A 17474-nucleotide genomic window follows, 5' to 3' on the forward strand; every position below is an offset into this window, starting at 1 on the left:
TGGCCCCTGCTGACCTGTCTGCTTGATCCATCCGTCAATGCGCCGGCTGGTCGGTCAGGCGGCTGATGTCCTGCCCGTCCATATCCGCCCAGAAGGACGCCCAGCTCTCGAAATCCTGCGGGAGATCGGGTGGATTGTCATGGCTGGCCCAACCCGTGAAGGGCGCCGCCGGCCGCTCCTGCCAGTCCGCAGAATACCAGTGTTTTTCCCGGCGGCGGACGAAAAGCCATTCGCCGTCGCGTCGTTCATAACTGTCGAAATAGGCGATCGCCATGACCACCCATTTGCCCTCATCCTCATGCTCGGCCCGGCAATAGACCACGCCATGCGCATGATCGGCATCGTCGAACTCGATCCGGTGCCCGCAAATCTGGTGAACCGAGCGATAGAATGTCCTGACGGCGGGCGTAATGATCGATTTCAGGACATCGCGTCCATTGCCGCGCCGCCCGCAATGCACGTCGGGAATGAACAGATTGACCCAGCCATCCATGTCGCGGCTGTCCACCGCGATCGCATAGCGTATCGGAAGCTGCTGGATCGCCGCCAGCGATTCCAGCCGGTCGATCCGCGCTTCCAGGTCATTCATGCCAATCGCTCCAGATTGGCGGGGTCGAACGGCAGGAAGGGTTCGTCCCGCTTCGCCTTGCCGAACCAGTCGGGATCGTTGAGGAGCGCCCGGCCGACGCCCACCAGGTCGAACTCGCCCTTTTCGAACCGTTCGATCAGCAGCGGCAGGTTGTTCACCGACTGCTGGCTGGCATCGATATGCTGCGCCTTGCCCCTCGCCTTGTCCAGCGCCACGCCGCCGACGGTCATCGATGCCTTGCCGGTCAGCTTCCTGGCCCAGCCCGCGAGGTTGAGCGGCGATCCTTCGAACGTCGGCGTGTCGAAATAACGCTGGCTGGCATCGAACAGATCGACGCCCGCGTCCGCCAGCGGCCCGAGCAATGCACCAAGGCCGTCAGGCGTGTCCGCAAGCACGGCGCGATAATCCTGCATCTTGAACTGGGAGAAGCGCAGGACGATCGGCATGTCCTCTCCGATCTCCGCGCGGATCGCCTTCACCACCGCCACGCCGAAGGCCGCCCGCTCGCCCCACTGGTCTTCGCGTCGGTTGGTGTAGTCCCACAGGAAACTGTCGATCAGATAGCCGTGTGCGCCATGGATCGCGATGCCGTCGACGCCCAGCGCCACTGCATTGCGCGCTGCCCGGCGGTAGGCGGCGATGACGTCGGCAATATCGCTTTCGCTCATCGGCGGGACAGAGGACAGGCTCTCCACCCGTCCTTCCTCGCGGAAGGAGATCACGCCGTCCGGCGGTCCCCACAGTCCCGACGGCCGCATCGGATTGCCGGTTCCGGTGCCGGCATATTCGACATTCCACATCGGCCCCTGATGCCAGAGCTGGGGGATGATGCGCCCGCCCGCATCATGCACGGCTTCCACCACCCTGCGCCAGCCGGCCAGAACCTCGACACCGTCGATGCGCGGTATGTCGGGATGATCGACCGCGGCATAATGGGGCAATGCCACGCCTTCGGTCAGGATCGCGCCCAGTCCCGTCGCGGCGCGGCGGCCATAATAGCTCGCCACCTCCTCCGTCGGCACGCCGAGCGGGGAGCGATAGCGGGTCATCGGCGCCATCACCACGCGGTTGGGCAGCGTCAGGCCGCGCAGCGTGAGGGGACGGAGCAGGGGATCGATCAGGCTCATCTCACTGTCCCTTGAACAGCGGCCTGCGCTTTTCGATGAAGGCGGTCCGCTTTTCCGCGGAGTCGGCCGTCGACTGGCTCATGAAGATGGCGCGGTTCTCCATCTCGATGGCGGCTTCCAGCCCAGGCGCATCGACATTGAACTGGAGCGAGCTCTTGGTAAGGGCGATGCCGATCGGGCTGTTGACCATCACCGCCTCGGCCAGCTTGAGCGCCTCCTCCATCAGGGCATCATCGTCGACGCAGCGCAGGATGAGGCCGATGCGCTCGGCTTCCTCCGCCATGACGGGACGGCCGGTCAGCATCAGCTCTGCGGCGCGCTGAAGGCCGACGAGGCGCGGAAGCAGGTAGGAAAAGCCCATTTCATGCCCGGTTCCCGCATTGTGGAAGGCATTGACGAACTTGGCGGAGCGCGCCGCGATGGTCATGTCGGCGGCGATCGCGATCGGATAGCCGGCACCGGCCGTGACCCCGTTCACCGCGCAGATCACAGGTTGCGGCAGGGCGCGCATAAGGACCGGGATCTGCCCCAGCTTCGCCATGACGCGTTGCTGGAACTGCGCCTTGCCCAGCCCTTCGGCCACCCATTCGGGCCTGCCCGCACCCCTGATGTCGTGGCCCGCGCAGAAACCGCGCCCCGCGCCGGTCAGAATGACCACCCGCACATCATGGTCGTAGCGCACGCCCTCCAGATGGTCGATCAGCTCCGCATACATGGTGTAGGTCAGCGAATTGAGGGCATCGGGCCGGTTCAGCGTCAGTCTGCAGACGCCCTCGACCGGCATGTCGCGCAAGATGTCGCCCATCTGACTCCCGTCCTTTTCTTTCATTCCGCCCGGCTGTGGACCATAGTCGACCAAAACACGAGGGCTGCGGAACCCCCGACGGCCTTCTTTGGAAAGCATATCATGGTTGTGAACAGGCATGGTCCGATCTTGTCATCATACCCTCAGGTGGCATGGGAAAATGCTATTTTCAGCAAGGTGATCCATGGCCAGACTGCCCCTTGAAAAGATCCGCGTGCTTGACCTGACCCGCGTTCTGGCGGGGCCGTTCGGGTCGCAGGTCCTGGCCGACATGGGCGCGGACGTGATCAAGATCGAACGCCCCGTCGTGGGCGACGATGCCCGCATTTTCGGCGAACCCTATCTGCGCGATGCGCAGGGGAAGCCGACGCGGGAAAATGCCTTCTACATGTCCGTCAACCGCAACAAGCGATCGGTCGCCCTCAACATCGCCAGCGCGAAGGGGCAGGAACTGATCCGCGAACTCGTCAAGTCCTGCGACGTGGTGATGGAGAATTACAAGGTCGGCGATCTCAAGCGCTATGGTCTCGACTATGAAAGCCTGAAGGCCGTCAATCCCCGCATCATCTACTGCTCCGTCACCGGATATGGCCAGGACGGGCCGCTGGCGGGAAAGCCCGGCTATGACGCGGTGTTCCAGGGCGAGTGCGGCCTCATGAGCGTCACCGGCGTGCCGGAGGGCAAGCCGGGCGCCGGACCGATGAAGGTCGGCCCCAGCATCATCGACCTGTTCACCGGGCTGAACGTCGCCAATGCCATATTGGCGGCCCTGTATCATCGCGACGCCGCCGGCGGCGAGGGCCAGTATATCGACATCGCCCTGCTGGATTGCGGCGTGTCGGCGCTGTCGCATTATGCGCAGATCTACCTCACTTCGGGCGAGGTGCCGGTGCGCCGGGGCACGCAGGGCAATGGCGGCATGCCGACCAGCATGTTCCCGTGCAGCGACGGCGCCATCATGATCACGTCCGGCAACGACAAGCAGTATCTCGCGCTGTGCGACGCGGTCGGTCATCCCGAACTGAAGGACGATCCCCGTTTCTACACCAATGTCGAACGGGTGAAGAACCGGGACGAAATCACCGAGGTGTTCAACGCGATCTTCCAGACGAACAGCGTCGATTACTGGTTGGAGAAGCTGGGCGCAGCCGGCATCCCCAGCGGGCCGATCAATGATCTGGAGCAGGTGTTCGATTATCCGCAGGCCGTCCATCGGGGATTGCGCGTGCGCGCGCCGCATCCGCTGAAGCCCGATCTCGACGTGATCCGCAGTCCGCTCAATTTTTCCGAAACGCCGATCACCGACTATCGCGCCCCGCCGATGCTGGGGGAACATACGCGGGAGGTGCTGGCGCAGGAACTGGGGCTGGACGCGGCCGCGATCGACGGGCTTGCCGACGACGGGATCATCTGAAAACCCGCCGGAACGACGGCGCAGCGACCGGCCCATCAAGCGGTCGCTGCGCGCGCCCTTCAGATATAGCCGCGCCGCGATCGATAGGCGGCGAACCGTTCCTCCAGCCCCGCGCGGGTCAGGCCGAAATCCTCCGGGCTGTGCTTGGGCCCGGTGCCGGGCCTGTGGGGATGCGCATCGAGCCAGGCCTGCATCGCGCCTTCGGTTTCGGCCGTCAGCGTCAGGCCGAGGCGATCATAGATGGATCGGATCGTGGTCATCTGGTCACGCGTGAAGTCGCGAAACTCGACATCGATGAAAGTGGCGTCGCTTTTCGCCCGCACCGCTTCGGCACGTTCCAGCGCCTGCGCCCACATCTCCGCCTCCCGCCGTCCGACATCGGCGCGGTTCGCCTTGTCGCCGCAAAAGGCCCTGCGCGCCGAGAAGATGAGGTTGCTGACGGAGGGCGTCGAATCCACCGGGTCACGGTGGGTCTGGATGATCTTCGCGTCCGGAAAGACGTTCAGCACCTCCTGCAGGGAAAAGAGATCCGTGGGATTCTTGAGCAGCCACCGGCGATCGTCCCCCGCACCGATCAGGCGCAGCACGTCAGCAAGCCAGCGATAGCTGTCGGTGTCGTCCCGGCCCCGGTACCAGCGGTCGTAATTCGGCACGTCCCACATGGACGGCCACATGTTGCTGGCGAAGCTGGAGCCCAGGATGAACAAGGATTCCTCGATCCCTTCCGCCGTCATCATATGGTCGTCGGCCGATTCCGGCGACGCCTCCAGATAGGCGTCGAGCGACGCCTTTTCGGTCCGGTATTCGGCGATCGCGTCCCAGCTATCCCGCGGCGGGCGGGGCATGGGGTAGACGGTCAGCCAATGTTCCGGTCCCTGGAATTGCGGATCGAGCGACATCAGCAGGTGCAGCGCGGTCGTGCCCGAACGGACCAGGCCGGCGATGATGATCGGTTCCCTGATCGGCGTCTCCAGCACCTCCGGCCGCGCCTTCAGCCCCTTGACGGCCAAGGCGCGGGTATCGAGCGACTGACCGATGCGCCATGCGGTCGCCTGCACGCAGGCAGGTTCCAGATCGAGCGCGCGGATGTCGGACAGCAGCAGGTCCAGCCCCTCCCGGAAAGCAGGATCGCCAAAGTCGCTGAGGCCGGTGCGGGCCGTCGAGCCAGCCAGCAGGGCATCGAGGGTCAGTTGCGGCTGGTCCTGCAAAACGGCTTCGCTGCTCATCAGGCGACGCTCCACGGATCGACGTGAATCTTGGTCTCGTTGGCGCCCGCCCGCAATTGTTCGAACAGGTCGGGAAAGGCGTCCAGGCCCACCGTCCTCGACACCATCAGGCGCGGTTCGACATGCCCGGCGTCCAGTGCATTGGCGCTATGTTCGAATTCGCGCAGGTCATAGGCGAAGGAGAATTTGATCGTGACCTGCTTCCATGTGGCGAGCGAAGGCAGGATCGGATCGGGCGAGGAGCAGAAGCCCAGCGACACGACTGTCCCGCCGGGGGCGACCAGCTCTACCGCCTTCTGCGTCATGCCGACCGCACCGACGCATTCCAGCACGATGTCAGGCATGCCGCCCAGCGCAGCGGAGACGCGTTCCATTTCGCCCTCGCCCAGTGCCTCGAAACTGTTGGCGCCCATCTGGATCGCCAGATCGGCGCGTCGCGCGGAACGGGAAATGGCCACGATCTTCCCCGCGCCCAGCAGGCGCGCCCAGTAGATGACGGCAAGGCCGATCGATCCGGCACCCAGCACCGCGACCTTCGCCCCCGGCTGCATCTGCGCCAGCCGCACGCCGCGCAGGCCGACGGCCAGAGGCTCGATCAGCGCGCCATCGGCGGGCGTCAGGGTTTCGGGCAACAACACCGAACTCGCGGCGGCGATCCGCATATATTCGCCGAAACCGCCGACAAGGCCCTGCATCTGCGCACAGGCCATCGGATAGCCGGCAAGGCAGGGCGGACAACGGCCGCAGCCGGCGACCGGCATCGCGGTGACGAATTGTCCGACCTTCAGCTTTTCGACGCCCTTGCCCAGGGCGACGACCTCGCCGCAATATTCATGGCCGATGACGCTGTTGACGGGGAAATCATTGCCCTTGCCGGATGTCATGCTCAGATCCGTGCCGCAGACGCCGCAACGCGTCACCTTGATGACCGCCTCGCCCTCGCCGGGTTCGGGATCCGCCACGGTTTCGACGACTAACGGCGTACCAGCGCCCTTGAATATCGCTGCCCGCATCGCTCTCTCCCAAAATCTTGTGCTACGTGGTTATAGATACTCACGGGTATCTAAATTGACAAGCTATCGGCTTTGAAAATGTCGGCCTACGGCCGAACCTGCCCGCAGCGGCAAGGCTGGCGCAAGAGCGCGCCGGAGGGATCGCAGACATGATGCCGGACGCCGATTCTTTCCGATGGCGCCAGCCTGGCTTAACGCCCTAAAACAAGGGGACCGCGCGTTTCACCACGCCGGTCATGTGTCCAAGGCCTGGGGAAATCATCATGGTCCATGTCACCTTCATCACCCCCTCCGGCGTCGTCACCACGCTGGACGGCGATGTCGGCCAGTCGGTCATGGACATCGGCAAGCGCGCGGGCGTCGAGAATATCATCGGCGAATGCGGCGGCAGCGCGGCCTGCGCGACCTGCCATGTCCATGTCGATCCGGCATGGATCGACATGGTGGGGCCGCCGTCGCAGGATGAATGGGACATGCTGGATTTCGCGCATGGAAAGCGCGAGGATTCGCGGCTTTCCTGCCAGATCCGTCTGCGCCCCGCACTGGATGGCCTGATCGTGCATACGCCCGAACGGCAGGGTTGAAGTCACCCGATCGCTTTCAGTGCGGCGATGGCGGCGGCTTCTCCCTCGACGCCCTTCACCTTTGGCATAAATTCCGCCTCGACCAGGCCGGTCCAGCCAATCCGGCGCAGCGCCGCCATGATCGGCGCAAATTCGATGACGCCCGCGCCGGGCTGAACGCGGCCGGGCATGTCGGCGATCTGTACCGCGGCAAGGATGTCCGCATGCGCCAGGATCATCGCCGCCATGTCCTCCCCGCTACAATGGCAATGGCAACTGTCGAGGATCAGCCCCACGCCTGCCGATCGGGCCATAGCGGCCACCGCGTCCACATGCTCCACCAGCACCTGCGGCACGCGTGCCCGGCTCGCCACCTCGACCGCCAGCGCGACGCCGCGTTCCCGTGCCAGCGTCACGGCGCTCGCGAAATTCTCGGTCGCTCGCGCCAATTGTTCCGCCTGGGGTGCACCGCAATCCAGCAGGATCATGTTGATGCAGCCGCCGCCAATGCGCTCCGCCGCGGCCAGGCCGGGAGCCATTGCCGCTTCCATGTCCGCAATGGTCGCTCCCCAGAAAAAGGGCGGCTCCAGCCCTAGCGGATTATGGGTGAAACTGCCCATCGCCATTCCATGATCGCGCAGCGCCATACCCATGGCCTGCTGCACCATCGGCGGGCGTAGCTTCAGTCCATTGTCGGTGATGCCAGCAAAGCCCAGTCGCGCGGCGCATTCGATCTGCGCAACCGGATCGATCGACCCGGCCGTCGCCGCAAGCAAGGGCGCCGCGGGATCGACTATGCCCAGATGCGCCGCCAGCCGGATCAACGCGCCCTCACCTTTCGGCCCAGCGCTTCAGCACCGGCTCGACATCGGTGTGCAGCGGCGGGTTCACCTCCCCGATCCGCCCCGGCGTTTCCGACAGGCGCGGCGCAGGCGCGGCGAGCGCCAGATCGCCCAGGGCATCGTCCGAAACATGAACCAGGCTGGCGCGGGCGCGCACATGGGGGTCAGCCAGCATATCATCCAGGCTGTTGACGGGCGTCACGGGGATGCGCTGGGCGACAAGTTGCTCGACCAGCGCGGACTGCGGCACGGTGGCGATCCAGGCCGCCACCTGCGCGTCGGGATCATTCTCCTCCCCCCCCGCCCCCTCGCCCGCCGCCAGCGCCACCAGGTCCGCGGCATGGCGCGCGGTGCTGGCGGAGATCGCGACATATCGCCGATCGGCCGTCCGATAGACGTTGCGCAGCACGCCCGGCAGGCGCGACCCCGTCCGTTCGGGCGACCGGCCCGGCTCCCATCTTTGCGCCGCATGGGCGACGATCTGGAGGATCGGTTCATAGAGGCTGGCGTCCACCTGCTGCCCCCGTCCATTGCGGTCGCGCCAGTACAATGCGGACAGGGTTCCGATCACGGCGCTCATCGCGCCCACGGCATCGCCCAGCGCCACCGACGGCAGCATCGGCGCGCCGTCGGCCGCTCCCATCAGTTCCGTCAGGCCGCCAAAGCCTTCGCCGATCGTGCCCGAACCGGGACGGCCCGCATAGGGGCCGGTTCCCCCGAAGCAGGACAGGGAAAGCATGACGAGGCGGGGGTTGATGGCCGAGAGGACATTCCAGCCGATGCCGCGTCTGGCCAGCACGTCGGCGGGGTAATTTTCAACCACCACATCGGCATGTTCGACCAGCGATTTGAGCCGCGCAATTCCTTCGGCCGAACGCAGGTCCATTGCAACACAGCGCTTCCCGCGCGCGACGAGCGGCCACATCTTGCTGTTGCGGAACAGATCGCCTTCCGGCGGCTCGATCTTCAGGACGTCGGCACCGAAATCCGCCATGATCGTCGCCGCCAGCGGCGCGGCATAGAGCGACGCCATGTCGATGACCTTCAATCCCGCCAGCGCGCCGGGCGGGATGGCGCTGCTCCCCTGTCCGCTCATCCCTTGATGCTCTCCCCTGATGCGTCGGCGAGGAAATTGTCGCGCAGCCGCCGTTTCATGATCTTGCCCGTCTCTTCCCGGGGCAGGACATCGCTTATGACGACATGCCGTGGAAGCTTGTATCCCGCGATCCGCGCACGCAGAAACGCCTTCAGCTCGTCGGGCTTCACCCCGTCTTCAGCCTCGACATACGCCACCAGCGCCTCGCCAAATTCGGGATCGGGAATCCCGAACACGGCACAGTCGGCCACGCCGGGATGTTCCAGCAGGGCGGCCTCGACTTCCGCCGGGTAGATGTTGACGCCGCCGGAAATCACCATGTCGACGCGGCGGTCGCAGAGGAAGAGATAGCCCTCTTCATCCAGCCATCCCATGTCGCCGCATGTGATGAGCCCGTCATATTCCACGGCGGCGCGCTTTTCGGGATCGCCGTGAAAGGTGAAGTCAGGCGTGCCGTGGATACGCAGATAGATGTCGCCCGTCTGCCCCGGTCCTGCCCACTGGCCGTCTCCGCCGCGAATACGAACCTCCCCGGTCAGCACGGGTCGTCCGACACTGCCGGGCTTTGCCAACCACTCCTCCGGGCTGATCTTCGTAACGACGCCGGTCTCCGTCGATCCATAGGTCTCGTAGAGCACAGGACCCCACCATTTCAGCATCGCGCGCTTCACCTCCGGCGCGCAGGGGGCACCGGAATGGACGACATGTCGAAGGGTGGAAAGATCATATCGTGTCCGCGCCTCCGGGGGCAGGCGCAGCAGCCTTACGAACAGGGTCGGCACCAGCGCGCTATGGGTGACGCGATGCTTCTCGATGAGGCGCAGGCACTCCTCCGGATCAAATCGCTCCATCACAACCACCGTGCCGCCCGCGCCGAAGGTCGCCATCAGGATCGCCTGACTGAAGAGATGATAAAGCGGCCCGGTGACCAGCGCGACATTTCCCGGGGCCGTATCATGGATGATCGAGAGAACCCGCGCGCGCTGCGCCGATTCCTCGCCCGTCGCGGGCAGGCGCCGGACCGCCTTGGGTTTGCCGGTGGTGCCCGAGGTGTAGACCATCGAGGAGCCGAGACCATTGCCATTGCCGGCATGGGGTTCGTGCGCGCCGATCCAGTCGTCATAATCCGGCCAATTGCTCTTCCCGCCCACGGCGATGACGGGCAGGTGGTCCGGAATCTCGTTCCTTATCCCTTCCAGCAGATCGGCATGTCCGATCAGCAGCCGGGGCGTGGCGTCGCGCAGCACATAGCCGATCTCCGCCCCGTGCCAGTGCCAGTTGATCGGCACGCCATAGGCATCCAGCCTGCGAACGGCGAGATTGGCCTCCAGCACGGCAAAATCATTGCGCAGCAGCAGCGCGACCGCGTCACCCGCGACCACCCCTGCCGCCGCCATGGCGCTTGCCAGCCGCGCTGCCCTGTCAAGCAATTCGGCCCGCCCGCGAACGCGATCGCCGATGACGACGTCACCGATCATGCAGACGCGACCGGACGCGTAACGGTAAGGCAGGTGCCCCAACTGTGCAGCATCGCCGCGTGCAGGCCGCCCTCCCCTCCCGCGACCATCACCAGCACGTCATCGGGACTGGACACCAGATGAACGCGCCCGTCGGGCTTGATCCGGCCGAGATTGCCGATGGGGTCGCGATATTCGGGCCGAAACCAGTCGATGGGCAATGCGCATTTGTCCCAGATATAGGCCTGCACATCCTCCATCCGGGGATAGGCCCGCGCGATCACCTCTGCCCAGATCGGGTTGATCACGCACAGCGTTTCGGCGAAGGCGGAGGAAGGCAGGAAGCCGTTGGCGCCGGGATAGGCCATGGACTTGGCGATCATGTCCAGGAAGCCGTCGGCGCTGTTCGCCACGACATCGCAGATATTGGCCGTGCCCATCGCGCCATAGGCGGTGACGGCATCCCCCTGAACCCCGCGCCGTTCCGCCAGCGGCGCCCAGGGGGACCGTTCCTCCCATTCGCCGAAGAGGATGCCGGCAACCCGCCCCGGCGTGCCGTAGACGCTTTGCGACGTGGCGCCGATCAACTGGCCCGCCACATTGCGCATGATCAGACGAATGGCCCGGCCGATGGCCACTGCGGGTCCGGCGACTCCACCCAGGCAGCCGGCCTGGCAGGGAATGTCCAGCCGGTTGCGGATCTGGCCGTTGACGATCAGCGCCGGCACCACCGACCCGGTGGTGGCGTTGAGGCCCGCAAGATCGAATTTCGGGTCCGCCATGGCTTCGATCGCGGCGCACAAGAGCGGCATGGACTCGCCCGTACAGCCCGCCATGACGGCGTTGATCGCGATCTTTTCCACCGTGCATTCGGCGCGCAGCGGCGGCAGCACGGCAATCAGCTCGTCTGGAAATCGCCCGCCTGCGATCAGGAAATCCTGCACCCGCGCCTGCGTCGGCGGGATCAGCGGCAGCCCGTCGCCCCACCCCTGCGCCATGGCGAAATTGTTGAAGGCGACAATATCGTCGTCGACCTCATGCCGCCGACTGCTCAGCCAGTCCGCTTCGCACCCCGAAATCCCGCAGGAACGATCGATAGTGGTTTCTTGCAATGTCATGGACCTGCTCTTTCGGAAGGATATCGAGAGGATAGGGAAGGATGTGAAGGCGCAGACCCGATCGTCCGCCGCGCTTCGCCAGATTCCTGGCCAGACCTTCGAAATGGGCGGTGGCCACCGCGATGGTCGGCATTCCGGTGGCGGCCGCCGTCAGCGCGTCAGCGATGGTCCAGCTTGTGCAGGACCCGCAATTGCCCAGGCCGACAATGGCCATGTCGCTCTGCGCCAGCAACGCCTGATATTCACGGTCGGCCTGTTCGCCTTCCTCGCCGGTGCGGCCGCAGCTTCGCCAGAAGGTCACCTCCGCGCCTTCGGCGCGCAGCCTTTCGGCCCATATTTCACTGACCCAGTCCCAGCTGCGCCACAGCATGTCGATGCGGATCGCAATCTTCCTGCCTTGAAGATCGCCCGCAGGGGGACCGGGATCGGCAATATCGTGGACCAGCGATGCGGTAGGATCGAGAATAATCGTCATGGGAACACCTCCAGCACTTATTTGCATGTTGCATGCAAAATATCAAGCCTGTTGATGATATATGTCAGGACGAGGCTGGTGCCGTGCCCCTCCGGTCAGCGGTCATAGAAGGCACGCCCTCCGTCCACGTGCAGTGTGCGGCTGGTGATGTAGCCGGCATTCTCGCTTGCCAGAAAGACGATGAGGCCGCCGACATCCTGCTCCCCCTCGCCCATGCGGCGCATCGGGATCATCGACAGCTGATGTTCGCGCTCGGCCTCGCTCAGGCTTTGCCACCAGCTGTCGAACAGCGGCGTCGCAACCATGGGGCAGACGGTATTGACCGTGATTCCATATTTGCCCCAGCCTGTAGCCGCAGTCTTGGTAAGCCCCCGGACGCCCTCCTTGGCGATCGCATAGGCGCCCACTTCCGGCAGGCCCATGGTCGCCCCGCCAGAGCCGAAATTCACGATCCGGCCGCCCCGCGCCTTCATCGTGGGGAAGCACGCCTGCATCATGTAGAGCGAGCCATGGATCGCCGACCGCAGGACGAGGTCGAGATTGGCGTCATCCACATCCTCGATCGGCCGGTTGTCGGTCGATACGGCATTGTTCACCAACAGCCAGATGGGGCCGAGTTCCGCCTGGGCGCGCGCCACGGTGGCATCGACCTGCGCGCGGTCGGTGACGTCGCACGGCGCGACCATCGCGCGCCCACCGGCCGCCTCGATCTGCGCCCGCGTGCGTTCCAGCGTCTCAACCGTCCGTCCCACCAGGACGACGGCCGCTCCCGCCTTGGCGACGGCGAGCGCGATGCCCACGCCCATGCCCGATCCACTGCCGGTGATGAGCGCGACCTTTCCTTTCAGCGGTCCTTCCATATCTTGTCCTCCTGCTGTTCAGAACAGCCCCGCCCTGCCGCCCGTCCAGGGAATGTGGGCGAAATAGCGCTCTGTCTGCGCCCACAGGGTGGGGATGATGGTGGGTTGGCTCAGGTCGCGGATCAGGTCGATATTCGCGGCGATGCTCTCCGGCGTGATCGCCGGATCGAACAGACCGTCATTGTCGAAGATGGCCAGCCGCGCGACGCGCCCTCCCCCGACGTTGAAGACTTCGCCGCTGAAATCCAGTTCCTCGCTGCTCAGATAGGCGATCAGCGCCGATACCTTTTCCGGCTGGAAATGGGTTCGGTACCAGAGCGCCAGATCCTCATGCGATGTTTCCGTCAGGCGGGATGCGCCGGTCGGGAAGACTCCGTTCACCAGGATATTATGCGGGCGCCCGTCAAAGGCGGCGTCATGGGTCAGCCCCAGCAACCCGGCCTTGCCCGCCGCATATGGCCCCAGATGCCCCGCCCCCAGCACCGCCGATGACATGACATTGACGATCCGGCCGAAACCCTGATCGCGCATCAGCGGCCAGACGCGCCGCAACAGCATGTAGGGTCCGATGAAATTGGTCCGCAAAACGCCTTCAATCTCTTCGTCGGCGAAGGCATCGGGTTCGCCGATCAACGATCCCCCGGCATTGTTGACCAATATGTCGATACGGCCGAAAGCATCCAGCGCGTGCTGGACAATGTCCCTCGCGGATTCGCCCGTGCCGACCATGGCGGCATCCGCCTCCGCCTCGCCCCCTGCCGCACGGATCTCTTCCACCACCGACTGCGCATGGGAAATGCTGCCCGGAGTCAGGGTCGATTGCGCGCCGCCATAGTCGTTCACCAGCACCTTTGCTCCGCGCGCGGCGAGCAGGAGCGCATGGGTCCGTCCCATTCCCCGTCCGGCGCCGGTGACAATCGCGACGCGTCCATCCAGTCGAATCATCCCCGGTTCCTCCGTCAGTCGCATCAGTATACATGCAACATGCAGAGGATCGACTGGCCCGGCGCATGGGCGTTCAAGCATCGCCTATGCGGTGAACACGCTGTGGACCGTTATTCAGCTTGTCCGGCTGACCGTTGCTGGAAAGTGCGCGTTCGCTCGATATGGGCGCGCATGTGGCGTTCGGCAGCGTCGGGATTGCCTGCCTCTATGGCATCGATGATCGCCTTGTGATCACGCAATACCGCACGGCCGCTCCATCCCCGCGCGCGCGACAGGCGGCTGTTGAGAACCCGCAACTGCTGATCGATCTGCACCAGTTGACGCGCCAGACGCCCATTGCACGCCCCCTCGCGGATCATGCCGTGAAAGGCAGCGTCCAGTTCGACATGGCCGGCCAGATCATTTTGCGCGACCACCGCCTCATGCTGCGCGAACAGCGCCTTGAGTTTGGCGATGCCATCCGCATCCATGCGCTCGGCTGCGCGACGCACCGTGACGATCTCCAGCCCTTCGCGAATATCCAGCAGGTCGAGAATGTCGCGGGTACCGCCCGCGATCACGGCGACGCCGGCGCTCGCCCGCGGCTCCACCAGCCCCTCCCGTTCCAGGGCGATCAGCCCTTCCCGCGCCGGGGTCCGGCTGACGCCAAGCCGCTTGGCGATTTCCGGCACGCTAAGATGCGTGCCGGGAGCGAGGGCGCCCGACAGGATCGCGCTGCGAAGTCGATCAGCCACCATTTCCGTCAGGGCTTCCGGCCGGGCCAGGGGTTCAAGCTGTCCCGACGCATCGGCATGTCGCTGTTCATTATGCATGCAGGTTCCATGCTCTGAAACCCGACGAAATTCAATGCCGACATCGCCGCCCAGCCCGCCGCTGCAAGGCCGGCCAGCAGCATCGTTCATATAGGTGATCGCTTGGCGGCAACCGCGCTTTGATTTTGTTCCCGCCCGAACAACATGATAGCGGCCCGCCAGATCAGTTATGAGGCATATATGAAATATCTTTTCTCGCTTGCGGCCGCCCTTTCCCTTTCCTCTGTCGCGATCGCGCAGGAGGCTCCCGCCATCAAGACGCGCACCATGGTCAAGACCGCCGATGGCGTCCGCGTCGGATTCATCGACCGGATCATCCAGAATGGCGAAGGCGCGCCGGCATCGGTTCAGATCATCTACAGGGGCCGCTTCGTCTCCATCCCGGCCGCGACCCTGTCCGCCGGCGACAAGGGACTGGTCACAAGCCTGACCGCTGAGGATCTCAAGAAGCTCTGAAGCCACGAGCTACCGCATTGGCGCAGGCGATCGGCCACGGCCGGCCGCCTGTCATGCATCAGGGGAAGGAGCTGGACGGCCTCGCCCAGCTGTTCGCGGCCATGCTGGTCCAGCCCTTCGTCACCGCTCCGCGCCGGGTTCGAAGATCGCGGCCGTCAGATGCTGCCCGCCATCGGCCAGCACGCGGTGGCCCAGAATGAAGCAGGCTTCGTCCGACACCAGGAACATCGCCGCGCCGCCAACATCCTCCACCGGATCGGCGAGGCGCGGCATCGCCGTATTGGCGATCAGCGTCTCGACGCTTCTGCCCTTCTTCGCCCGATACTCCGCAAAGACCCCGATATCGGGCACTGCCGCCTGCAGGAAATTGACGAGTATGCCGTCCTTCCCCCATTCGACGCCCGCCGACCGGCTGAGCCCGGTCAGCGCGAAATCCATGGTGACGGCATCCGACACGCCCTCGTTCGCCGTCGGACCATAGATCGACCCCAGATTGACGATGCGTCCGGTGCCTGCCGCCTTCATATGAGGATAAACGGCCTGCATCATGTTGAGCGCGCTGAGCAGCACGTCGTTGAACGCCGCCGTGAAGTCCGGCGCCGCCTGCCTGTCTGCCAGCCGGTCCCACTTCAGAGCCGCGTGGGCGCCGTTCAGCACTATGTCGATCCGGCCATGCGCCTGCACCACGGCATCGGCCAGCGCCCGCGCGGCGGCTGGATCGGCAAGGTCCGCGCTGCGCGCTTCCGCATCCGGGATGGCGCGCGCGGCCGCCTGCGCGGCGTCCTGATCGCGGTCCACCAGCACAACCTTCGCACCTTCCCGGGCGAAGCGGCGGGCAATGCCCTGGGTCAATTCATTGGCCGCGCCCGTGACGATCGCGACCTGCCCTTCGATCAATCCCATCCTGTCCTCCCCGCGCTCAAACCGTCAGTTCGACGGCGGCCTGGCTGTGGCCCTTGTGGATATCCGTGCCCTCCTCATGCATCTGGAGCGGCGCGGTCGCCCATACGCCGCCGTCGACGCAGAAGACCTGTCCGGTGATGAAGCGGCCATTGTCGCTGCAAAGACCCAGCACCGCGCCGGCAATGTCGACCTCGCAATCGCCCATGCGACGCATCGGGAACTGCCGCACGCTCGCTTCGGCCATTTCCCGGTTCTGGTCGGCCCAACTCTTGTAGGCCCAGCTATCGCCCGCCGGCGTGATGCAGTTGGCCGTGACATTGTCCTTGCCAAACTCCCGCGCGGCGCTGCGCGTCAGCGCCTCATTGGCAGACTTGGTGATGTTGTAGTCGCTGGCATAGGGTTGTCCCCAGATGTTCCAGTGGCTGGAAAAATAGATCAACCTCCCGCCGCCCACCCTACGCATGTGCGGAACCGCCGCACGACTGGTCCAGAGCGACTGGTAGAAGCCAGTCATCAGCGTCATCGTATAGTCAGCATCCGGCTTGTTCTCTATCGATCGGACCGGAGCGATCCCCTGAGCATTGTTGACGACGATGTCCAGTCGGCCGAATTGTTCGGCCGCATTGTTCACCAGATCTTCCATCTGCTGCCGATTGCCGACATCGGCGGCGACGAAGCGGGCCCGATCCGCCGCGCCGGGGATGCTGGCGATCAGCGCCTCATTCTCCCGGTTATTCTCCGGGCTGCGCGAGCAATAGACCACCGCCGCCCCCTCCTTGAGGAAGCGCAGGACGATGCCCTGCCCTATGCCCTTGGTCCCGCCGGTGACCACCGCCACCTTGCCGTTCAGTCGTCCATGCGTCTGCATCCCGTCTCTCCTCACGCTGTCTCGACCAGCGGCTTGCCCGCCGCCATGCGCCACATATCCGCGACCACCGGCAGGTGTATGGTCTGTCCGCCGTCGACCGCCAGCAACTGACCCGTGATGTAGCGGGCCGCGTCCGACAGCAGGAACAGCGCCGCCTGCGCTATATCGTCCGGCTGACCCAGATAAGGCAGTACATTATTGTCCAGGGTCATCTGAAAGAACTGATCGCCCATGTTCCGCGTCGTGGGCGTATCGATGAAGCCGGGCGCTATCGTGTTGCAGCGGATGCCGCGCCTGCCATAGGCGGTGGCGATCGATTGGCTGAGGCTGTGCACCGCCGCCTTCGACGCCGCATAGGCGGGGACGGTGCCCAGCGACAATATGCCGGCGGTCGACGAGATATTGACGATCGCGCCACCGCCGCGCTTCAGCATCTGGGGTATGCAATATTTGGCGGCCAGCATCGGGCCGCGCAGATTGATCTCCAGCGCCCGGTTCCAGATTGCGGCATCCATCTCGTGGATTTCGCCGTCCGCGCCGGTCTGTTCGGGTGCATTGTAGGACACGGTGTTGTCGAGCAGGTCGACGCCGCCGAAATGTGCGACGGTCGCTTCGATCGCCGCCTGCACCTGGCCCTCTTCCCGCATGTCGGCGCGCAATGCCAGCGCCCGCCCGCCCGATGCCGCTATGGCGTCCGCCGCCGCGCCCGCATTGCTTTCGTCCAGATCGACGATCATCACGGCCGCACCTTGCGCCGCGAGCAGTTCCGCCGTCGCCCGGCCGATCCCCGATGCGCCGCCCGTGACGACAGCCACCTTGCCCGCCAATATCGGCTGCACGACTCTCTCCTTGTATATGTTTCGCCAAGTTTATTATATTTTCAGCGAATACAGTCAATATGCCAA

The 17474-nt window shown here is 64.9% G+C and carries 19 protein-coding genes; 3 read left to right on the plus strand and 16 right to left on the minus strand.

The genetic code is table 11. The annotated features are described in order from the left end of the window. Window positions 1-34 precede the first annotated feature (34 nt). Genes MRBLMA1_RS09240 through MRBLMA1_RS09250 form a run of 3 tightly spaced genes read right to left on the minus strand, consistent with a single transcriptional unit; the run spans window position 35 to window position 2521 of the window. Window positions 35-589 carry a nuclear transport factor 2 family protein gene (locus MRBLMA1_RS09240; RefSeq protein WP_363736300.1) on the minus strand — a complete coding sequence of 185 codons (555 nt, stop codon included), beginning with the start codon at window positions 587-589 and terminating at the stop codon, window positions 35-37. Further along, on the minus strand, window positions 586-1716 hold the full coding sequence (locus tag MRBLMA1_RS09245) for an NADH:flavin oxidoreductase (protein WP_363736302.1): 1131 nt from the start codon (window positions 1714-1716) through the stop codon (window positions 586-588). Before MRBLMA1_RS09245 ends, MRBLMA1_RS09240 begins: the two co-directional genes overlap by 4 nt. A gap of 1 nt (window position 1717) precedes the next feature. After that, a complete protein-coding gene (locus tag MRBLMA1_RS09250; protein WP_133651343.1) occupies window positions 1718-2521 on the minus strand; it encodes an enoyl-CoA hydratase/isomerase family protein in 804 nt (267 codons plus the stop codon). A gap of 184 nt (window positions 2522-2705) precedes the next feature. Here MRBLMA1_RS09250 and MRBLMA1_RS09255 point away from each other — a divergent pair, with 184 nt between their 5' ends. Continuing rightward, window positions 2706-3935 carry a CaiB/BaiF CoA transferase family protein gene (locus MRBLMA1_RS09255; RefSeq protein ID WP_363736303.1) on the plus strand — a complete coding sequence of 410 codons (1230 nt, stop codon included), beginning with the start codon at window positions 2706-2708 and terminating at the stop codon, window positions 3933-3935. Between the two features lie 59 nt (window positions 3936-3994). On the opposite strand, the gene MRBLMA1_RS09260 is transcribed toward MRBLMA1_RS09255, so the two are convergent. Both MRBLMA1_RS09260 and MRBLMA1_RS09265 read right to left on the minus strand, forming a co-directional pair. Continuing rightward, window positions 3995-5161, minus strand: coding sequence for a sulfotransferase family protein (locus tag MRBLMA1_RS09260; protein ID WP_363736304.1), 1167 nt, complete (start codon window positions 5159-5161; stop codon window positions 3995-3997). Next, entirely contained in the window at window positions 5161-6174 is a 1014-nt protein-coding gene (locus MRBLMA1_RS09265; protein WP_363736305.1) for an alcohol dehydrogenase catalytic domain-containing protein, read from the minus strand. Before MRBLMA1_RS09265 ends, MRBLMA1_RS09260 begins: the two co-directional genes overlap by 1 nt. Window positions 6175-6437: 263 nt before the next feature. On the opposite strand from MRBLMA1_RS09265, the gene MRBLMA1_RS09270 reads away from it, so the two are divergent. Then, a complete protein-coding gene (locus MRBLMA1_RS09270; protein WP_133651347.1) occupies window positions 6438-6758 on the plus strand; it encodes a 2Fe-2S iron-sulfur cluster-binding protein in 321 nt (106 codons plus the stop codon). 2 nt (window positions 6759-6760) lie between these two features. On the opposite strand, the gene MRBLMA1_RS09275 is transcribed toward MRBLMA1_RS09270, so the two are convergent. From MRBLMA1_RS09275 to MRBLMA1_RS09310, 8 genes are all read right to left on the minus strand, one after another. Then, a complete protein-coding gene (locus MRBLMA1_RS09275) occupies window positions 6761-7561 on the minus strand; it encodes a TIM barrel protein (protein WP_363736307.1) in 801 nt (266 codons plus the stop codon). Between the two features lie 7 nt (window positions 7562-7568). Beyond that, window positions 7569-8675 carry a CaiB/BaiF CoA transferase family protein gene (locus MRBLMA1_RS09280; protein ID WP_363736309.1) on the minus strand — a complete coding sequence of 369 codons (1107 nt, stop codon included), beginning with the start codon at window positions 8673-8675 and terminating at the stop codon, window positions 7569-7571. Then, window positions 8672-10153, minus strand: a complete 1482-nt coding sequence (locus MRBLMA1_RS09285) for an AMP-binding protein (protein WP_363736310.1) — start codon at window positions 10151-10153, stop codon at window positions 8672-8674. Before MRBLMA1_RS09285 ends, MRBLMA1_RS09280 begins: the two co-directional genes overlap by 4 nt. Then, complete coding sequence (locus tag MRBLMA1_RS09290; RefSeq protein ID WP_363736312.1) at window positions 10150-11250, minus strand: hypothetical protein; 1101 nt, start codon at window positions 11248-11250, stop codon at window positions 10150-10152. The genes MRBLMA1_RS09285 and MRBLMA1_RS09290 overlap by 4 nt, the downstream gene beginning before the upstream one ends. After that, complete coding sequence (locus tag MRBLMA1_RS09295; RefSeq protein ID WP_133651350.1) at window positions 11168-11725, minus strand: UGSC family (seleno)protein; 558 nt, start codon at window positions 11723-11725, stop codon at window positions 11168-11170. The genes MRBLMA1_RS09290 and MRBLMA1_RS09295 overlap by 83 nt, the downstream gene beginning before the upstream one ends. Before the next feature lie 95 nt (window positions 11726-11820). Then, on the minus strand, window positions 11821-12585 hold the full coding sequence (locus MRBLMA1_RS09300; RefSeq protein ID WP_363736314.1) for an SDR family NAD(P)-dependent oxidoreductase: 765 nt from the start codon (window positions 12583-12585) through the stop codon (window positions 11821-11823). A gap of 18 nt (window positions 12586-12603) precedes the next feature. Continuing rightward, complete coding sequence (locus tag MRBLMA1_RS09305) at window positions 12604-13530, minus strand: SDR family NAD(P)-dependent oxidoreductase (protein WP_363736316.1); 927 nt, start codon at window positions 13528-13530, stop codon at window positions 12604-12606. 110 nt (window positions 13531-13640) lie between these two features. Further along, entirely contained in the window at window positions 13641-14342 is a 702-nt protein-coding gene (locus MRBLMA1_RS09310) for a GntR family transcriptional regulator (RefSeq protein WP_363736319.1), read from the minus strand. Between the two features lie 180 nt (window positions 14343-14522). On the opposite strand from MRBLMA1_RS09310, the gene MRBLMA1_RS09315 reads away from it, so the two are divergent. Further along, window positions 14523-14798: a hypothetical protein gene (locus tag MRBLMA1_RS09315; protein WP_133651354.1), complete on the plus strand. Its 276-nt coding sequence runs from the start codon at window positions 14523-14525 to the stop codon at window positions 14796-14798. A 120-nt stretch (window positions 14799-14918) separates the two neighbouring features. On the opposite strand, the gene MRBLMA1_RS09320 is transcribed toward MRBLMA1_RS09315, so the two are convergent. From MRBLMA1_RS09320 to MRBLMA1_RS09330, 3 genes are read right to left on the minus strand one after another with little or no spacing between them, the layout of a single operon-like run. After that, the gene (locus tag MRBLMA1_RS09320) at window positions 14919-15701 is read right to left on the minus strand and encodes an SDR family NAD(P)-dependent oxidoreductase (protein WP_363736321.1); all 783 of its coding nucleotides are present in this window, start codon (window positions 15699-15701) and stop codon (window positions 14919-14921) included. A gap of 16 nt (window positions 15702-15717) precedes the next feature. Then, window positions 15718-16569, minus strand: a complete 852-nt coding sequence (locus MRBLMA1_RS09325; RefSeq protein ID WP_363736322.1) for an SDR family NAD(P)-dependent oxidoreductase — start codon at window positions 16567-16569, stop codon at window positions 15718-15720. Window positions 16570-16580: 11 nt separating this feature from the next. Further along, window positions 16581-17408 carry an SDR family NAD(P)-dependent oxidoreductase gene (locus MRBLMA1_RS09330; RefSeq protein ID WP_363736323.1) on the minus strand — a complete coding sequence of 276 codons (828 nt, stop codon included), beginning with the start codon at window positions 17406-17408 and terminating at the stop codon, window positions 16581-16583. Window positions 17409-17474: the final 66 nt, after the last annotated feature.

The sequence above is a fragment of the Sphingobium sp. LMA1-1-1.1 genome (assembly GCF_040676365.1).
GTDB lineage: Bacteria > Pseudomonadota > Alphaproteobacteria > Sphingomonadales > Sphingomonadaceae > Sphingobium.

Excerpts from the sequence above, each read along its gene's own strand:
- MRBLMA1_RS09290 (WP_363736312.1), bottom strand. The coding sequence starts at position 11,250 with ATGACATTGCAAGAAACCACTATCGATCGTTCCTGCGGGATTTCGGGG.
- MRBLMA1_RS09240 (WP_363736300.1), bottom strand. The coding sequence starts at position 589 with ATGAATGACCTGGAAGCGCGGATCGACCGGCTGGAATCGCTGGCGGCG.
- MRBLMA1_RS09270 (WP_133651347.1), top strand. The coding sequence starts at position 6,438 with ATGGTCCATGTCACCTTCATCACCCCCTCCGGCGTCGTCACCACGCTG.
- MRBLMA1_RS09255 (WP_363736303.1), top strand. The coding sequence starts at position 2,706 with ATGGCCAGACTGCCCCTTGAAAAGATCCGCGTGCTTGACCTGACCCGC.
- MRBLMA1_RS09265 (WP_363736305.1), bottom strand. The coding sequence starts at position 6,174 with ATGCGGGCAGCGATATTCAAGGGCGCTGGTACGCCGTTAGTCGTCGAA.
- MRBLMA1_RS09260 (WP_363736304.1), bottom strand. The coding sequence starts at position 5,161 with ATGAGCAGCGAAGCCGTTTTGCAGGACCAGCCGCAACTGACCCTCGAT.
- MRBLMA1_RS09305 (WP_363736316.1), bottom strand. The coding sequence starts at position 13,530 with ATGATTCGACTGGATGGACGCGTCGCGATTGTCACCGGCGCCGGACGG.
- MRBLMA1_RS09285 (WP_363736310.1), bottom strand. The coding sequence starts at position 10,153 with ATGATCGGTGACGTCGTCATCGGCGATCGCGTTCGCGGGCGGGCCGAA.
- MRBLMA1_RS09245 (WP_363736302.1), bottom strand. The coding sequence starts at position 1,716 with ATGAGCCTGATCGATCCCCTGCTCCGTCCCCTCACGCTGCGCGGCCTG.
- MRBLMA1_RS09310 (WP_363736319.1), bottom strand. The coding sequence starts at position 14,342 with ATGCATAATGAACAGCGACATGCCGATGCGTCGGGACAGCTTGAACCC.
- MRBLMA1_RS09315 (WP_133651354.1), top strand. The coding sequence starts at position 14,523 with ATGAAATATCTTTTCTCGCTTGCGGCCGCCCTTTCCCTTTCCTCTGTC.
- MRBLMA1_RS09320 (WP_363736321.1), bottom strand. The coding sequence starts at position 15,701 with ATGGGATTGATCGAAGGGCAGGTCGCGATCGTCACGGGCGCGGCCAAT.
- MRBLMA1_RS09300 (WP_363736314.1), bottom strand. The coding sequence starts at position 12,585 with ATGGAAGGACCGCTGAAAGGAAAGGTCGCGCTCATCACCGGCAGTGGA.
- MRBLMA1_RS09250 (WP_133651343.1), bottom strand. The coding sequence starts at position 2,521 with ATGGGCGACATCTTGCGCGACATGCCGGTCGAGGGCGTCTGCAGACTG.
- MRBLMA1_RS09325 (WP_363736322.1), bottom strand. The coding sequence starts at position 16,569 with ATGCAGACGCATGGACGACTGAACGGCAAGGTGGCGGTGGTCACCGGC.
- MRBLMA1_RS09295 (WP_133651350.1), bottom strand. The coding sequence starts at position 11,725 with ATGACGATTATTCTCGATCCTACCGCATCGCTGGTCCACGATATTGCC.
- MRBLMA1_RS09280 (WP_363736309.1), bottom strand. The coding sequence starts at position 8,675 with ATGAGCGGACAGGGGAGCAGCGCCATCCCGCCCGGCGCGCTGGCGGGA.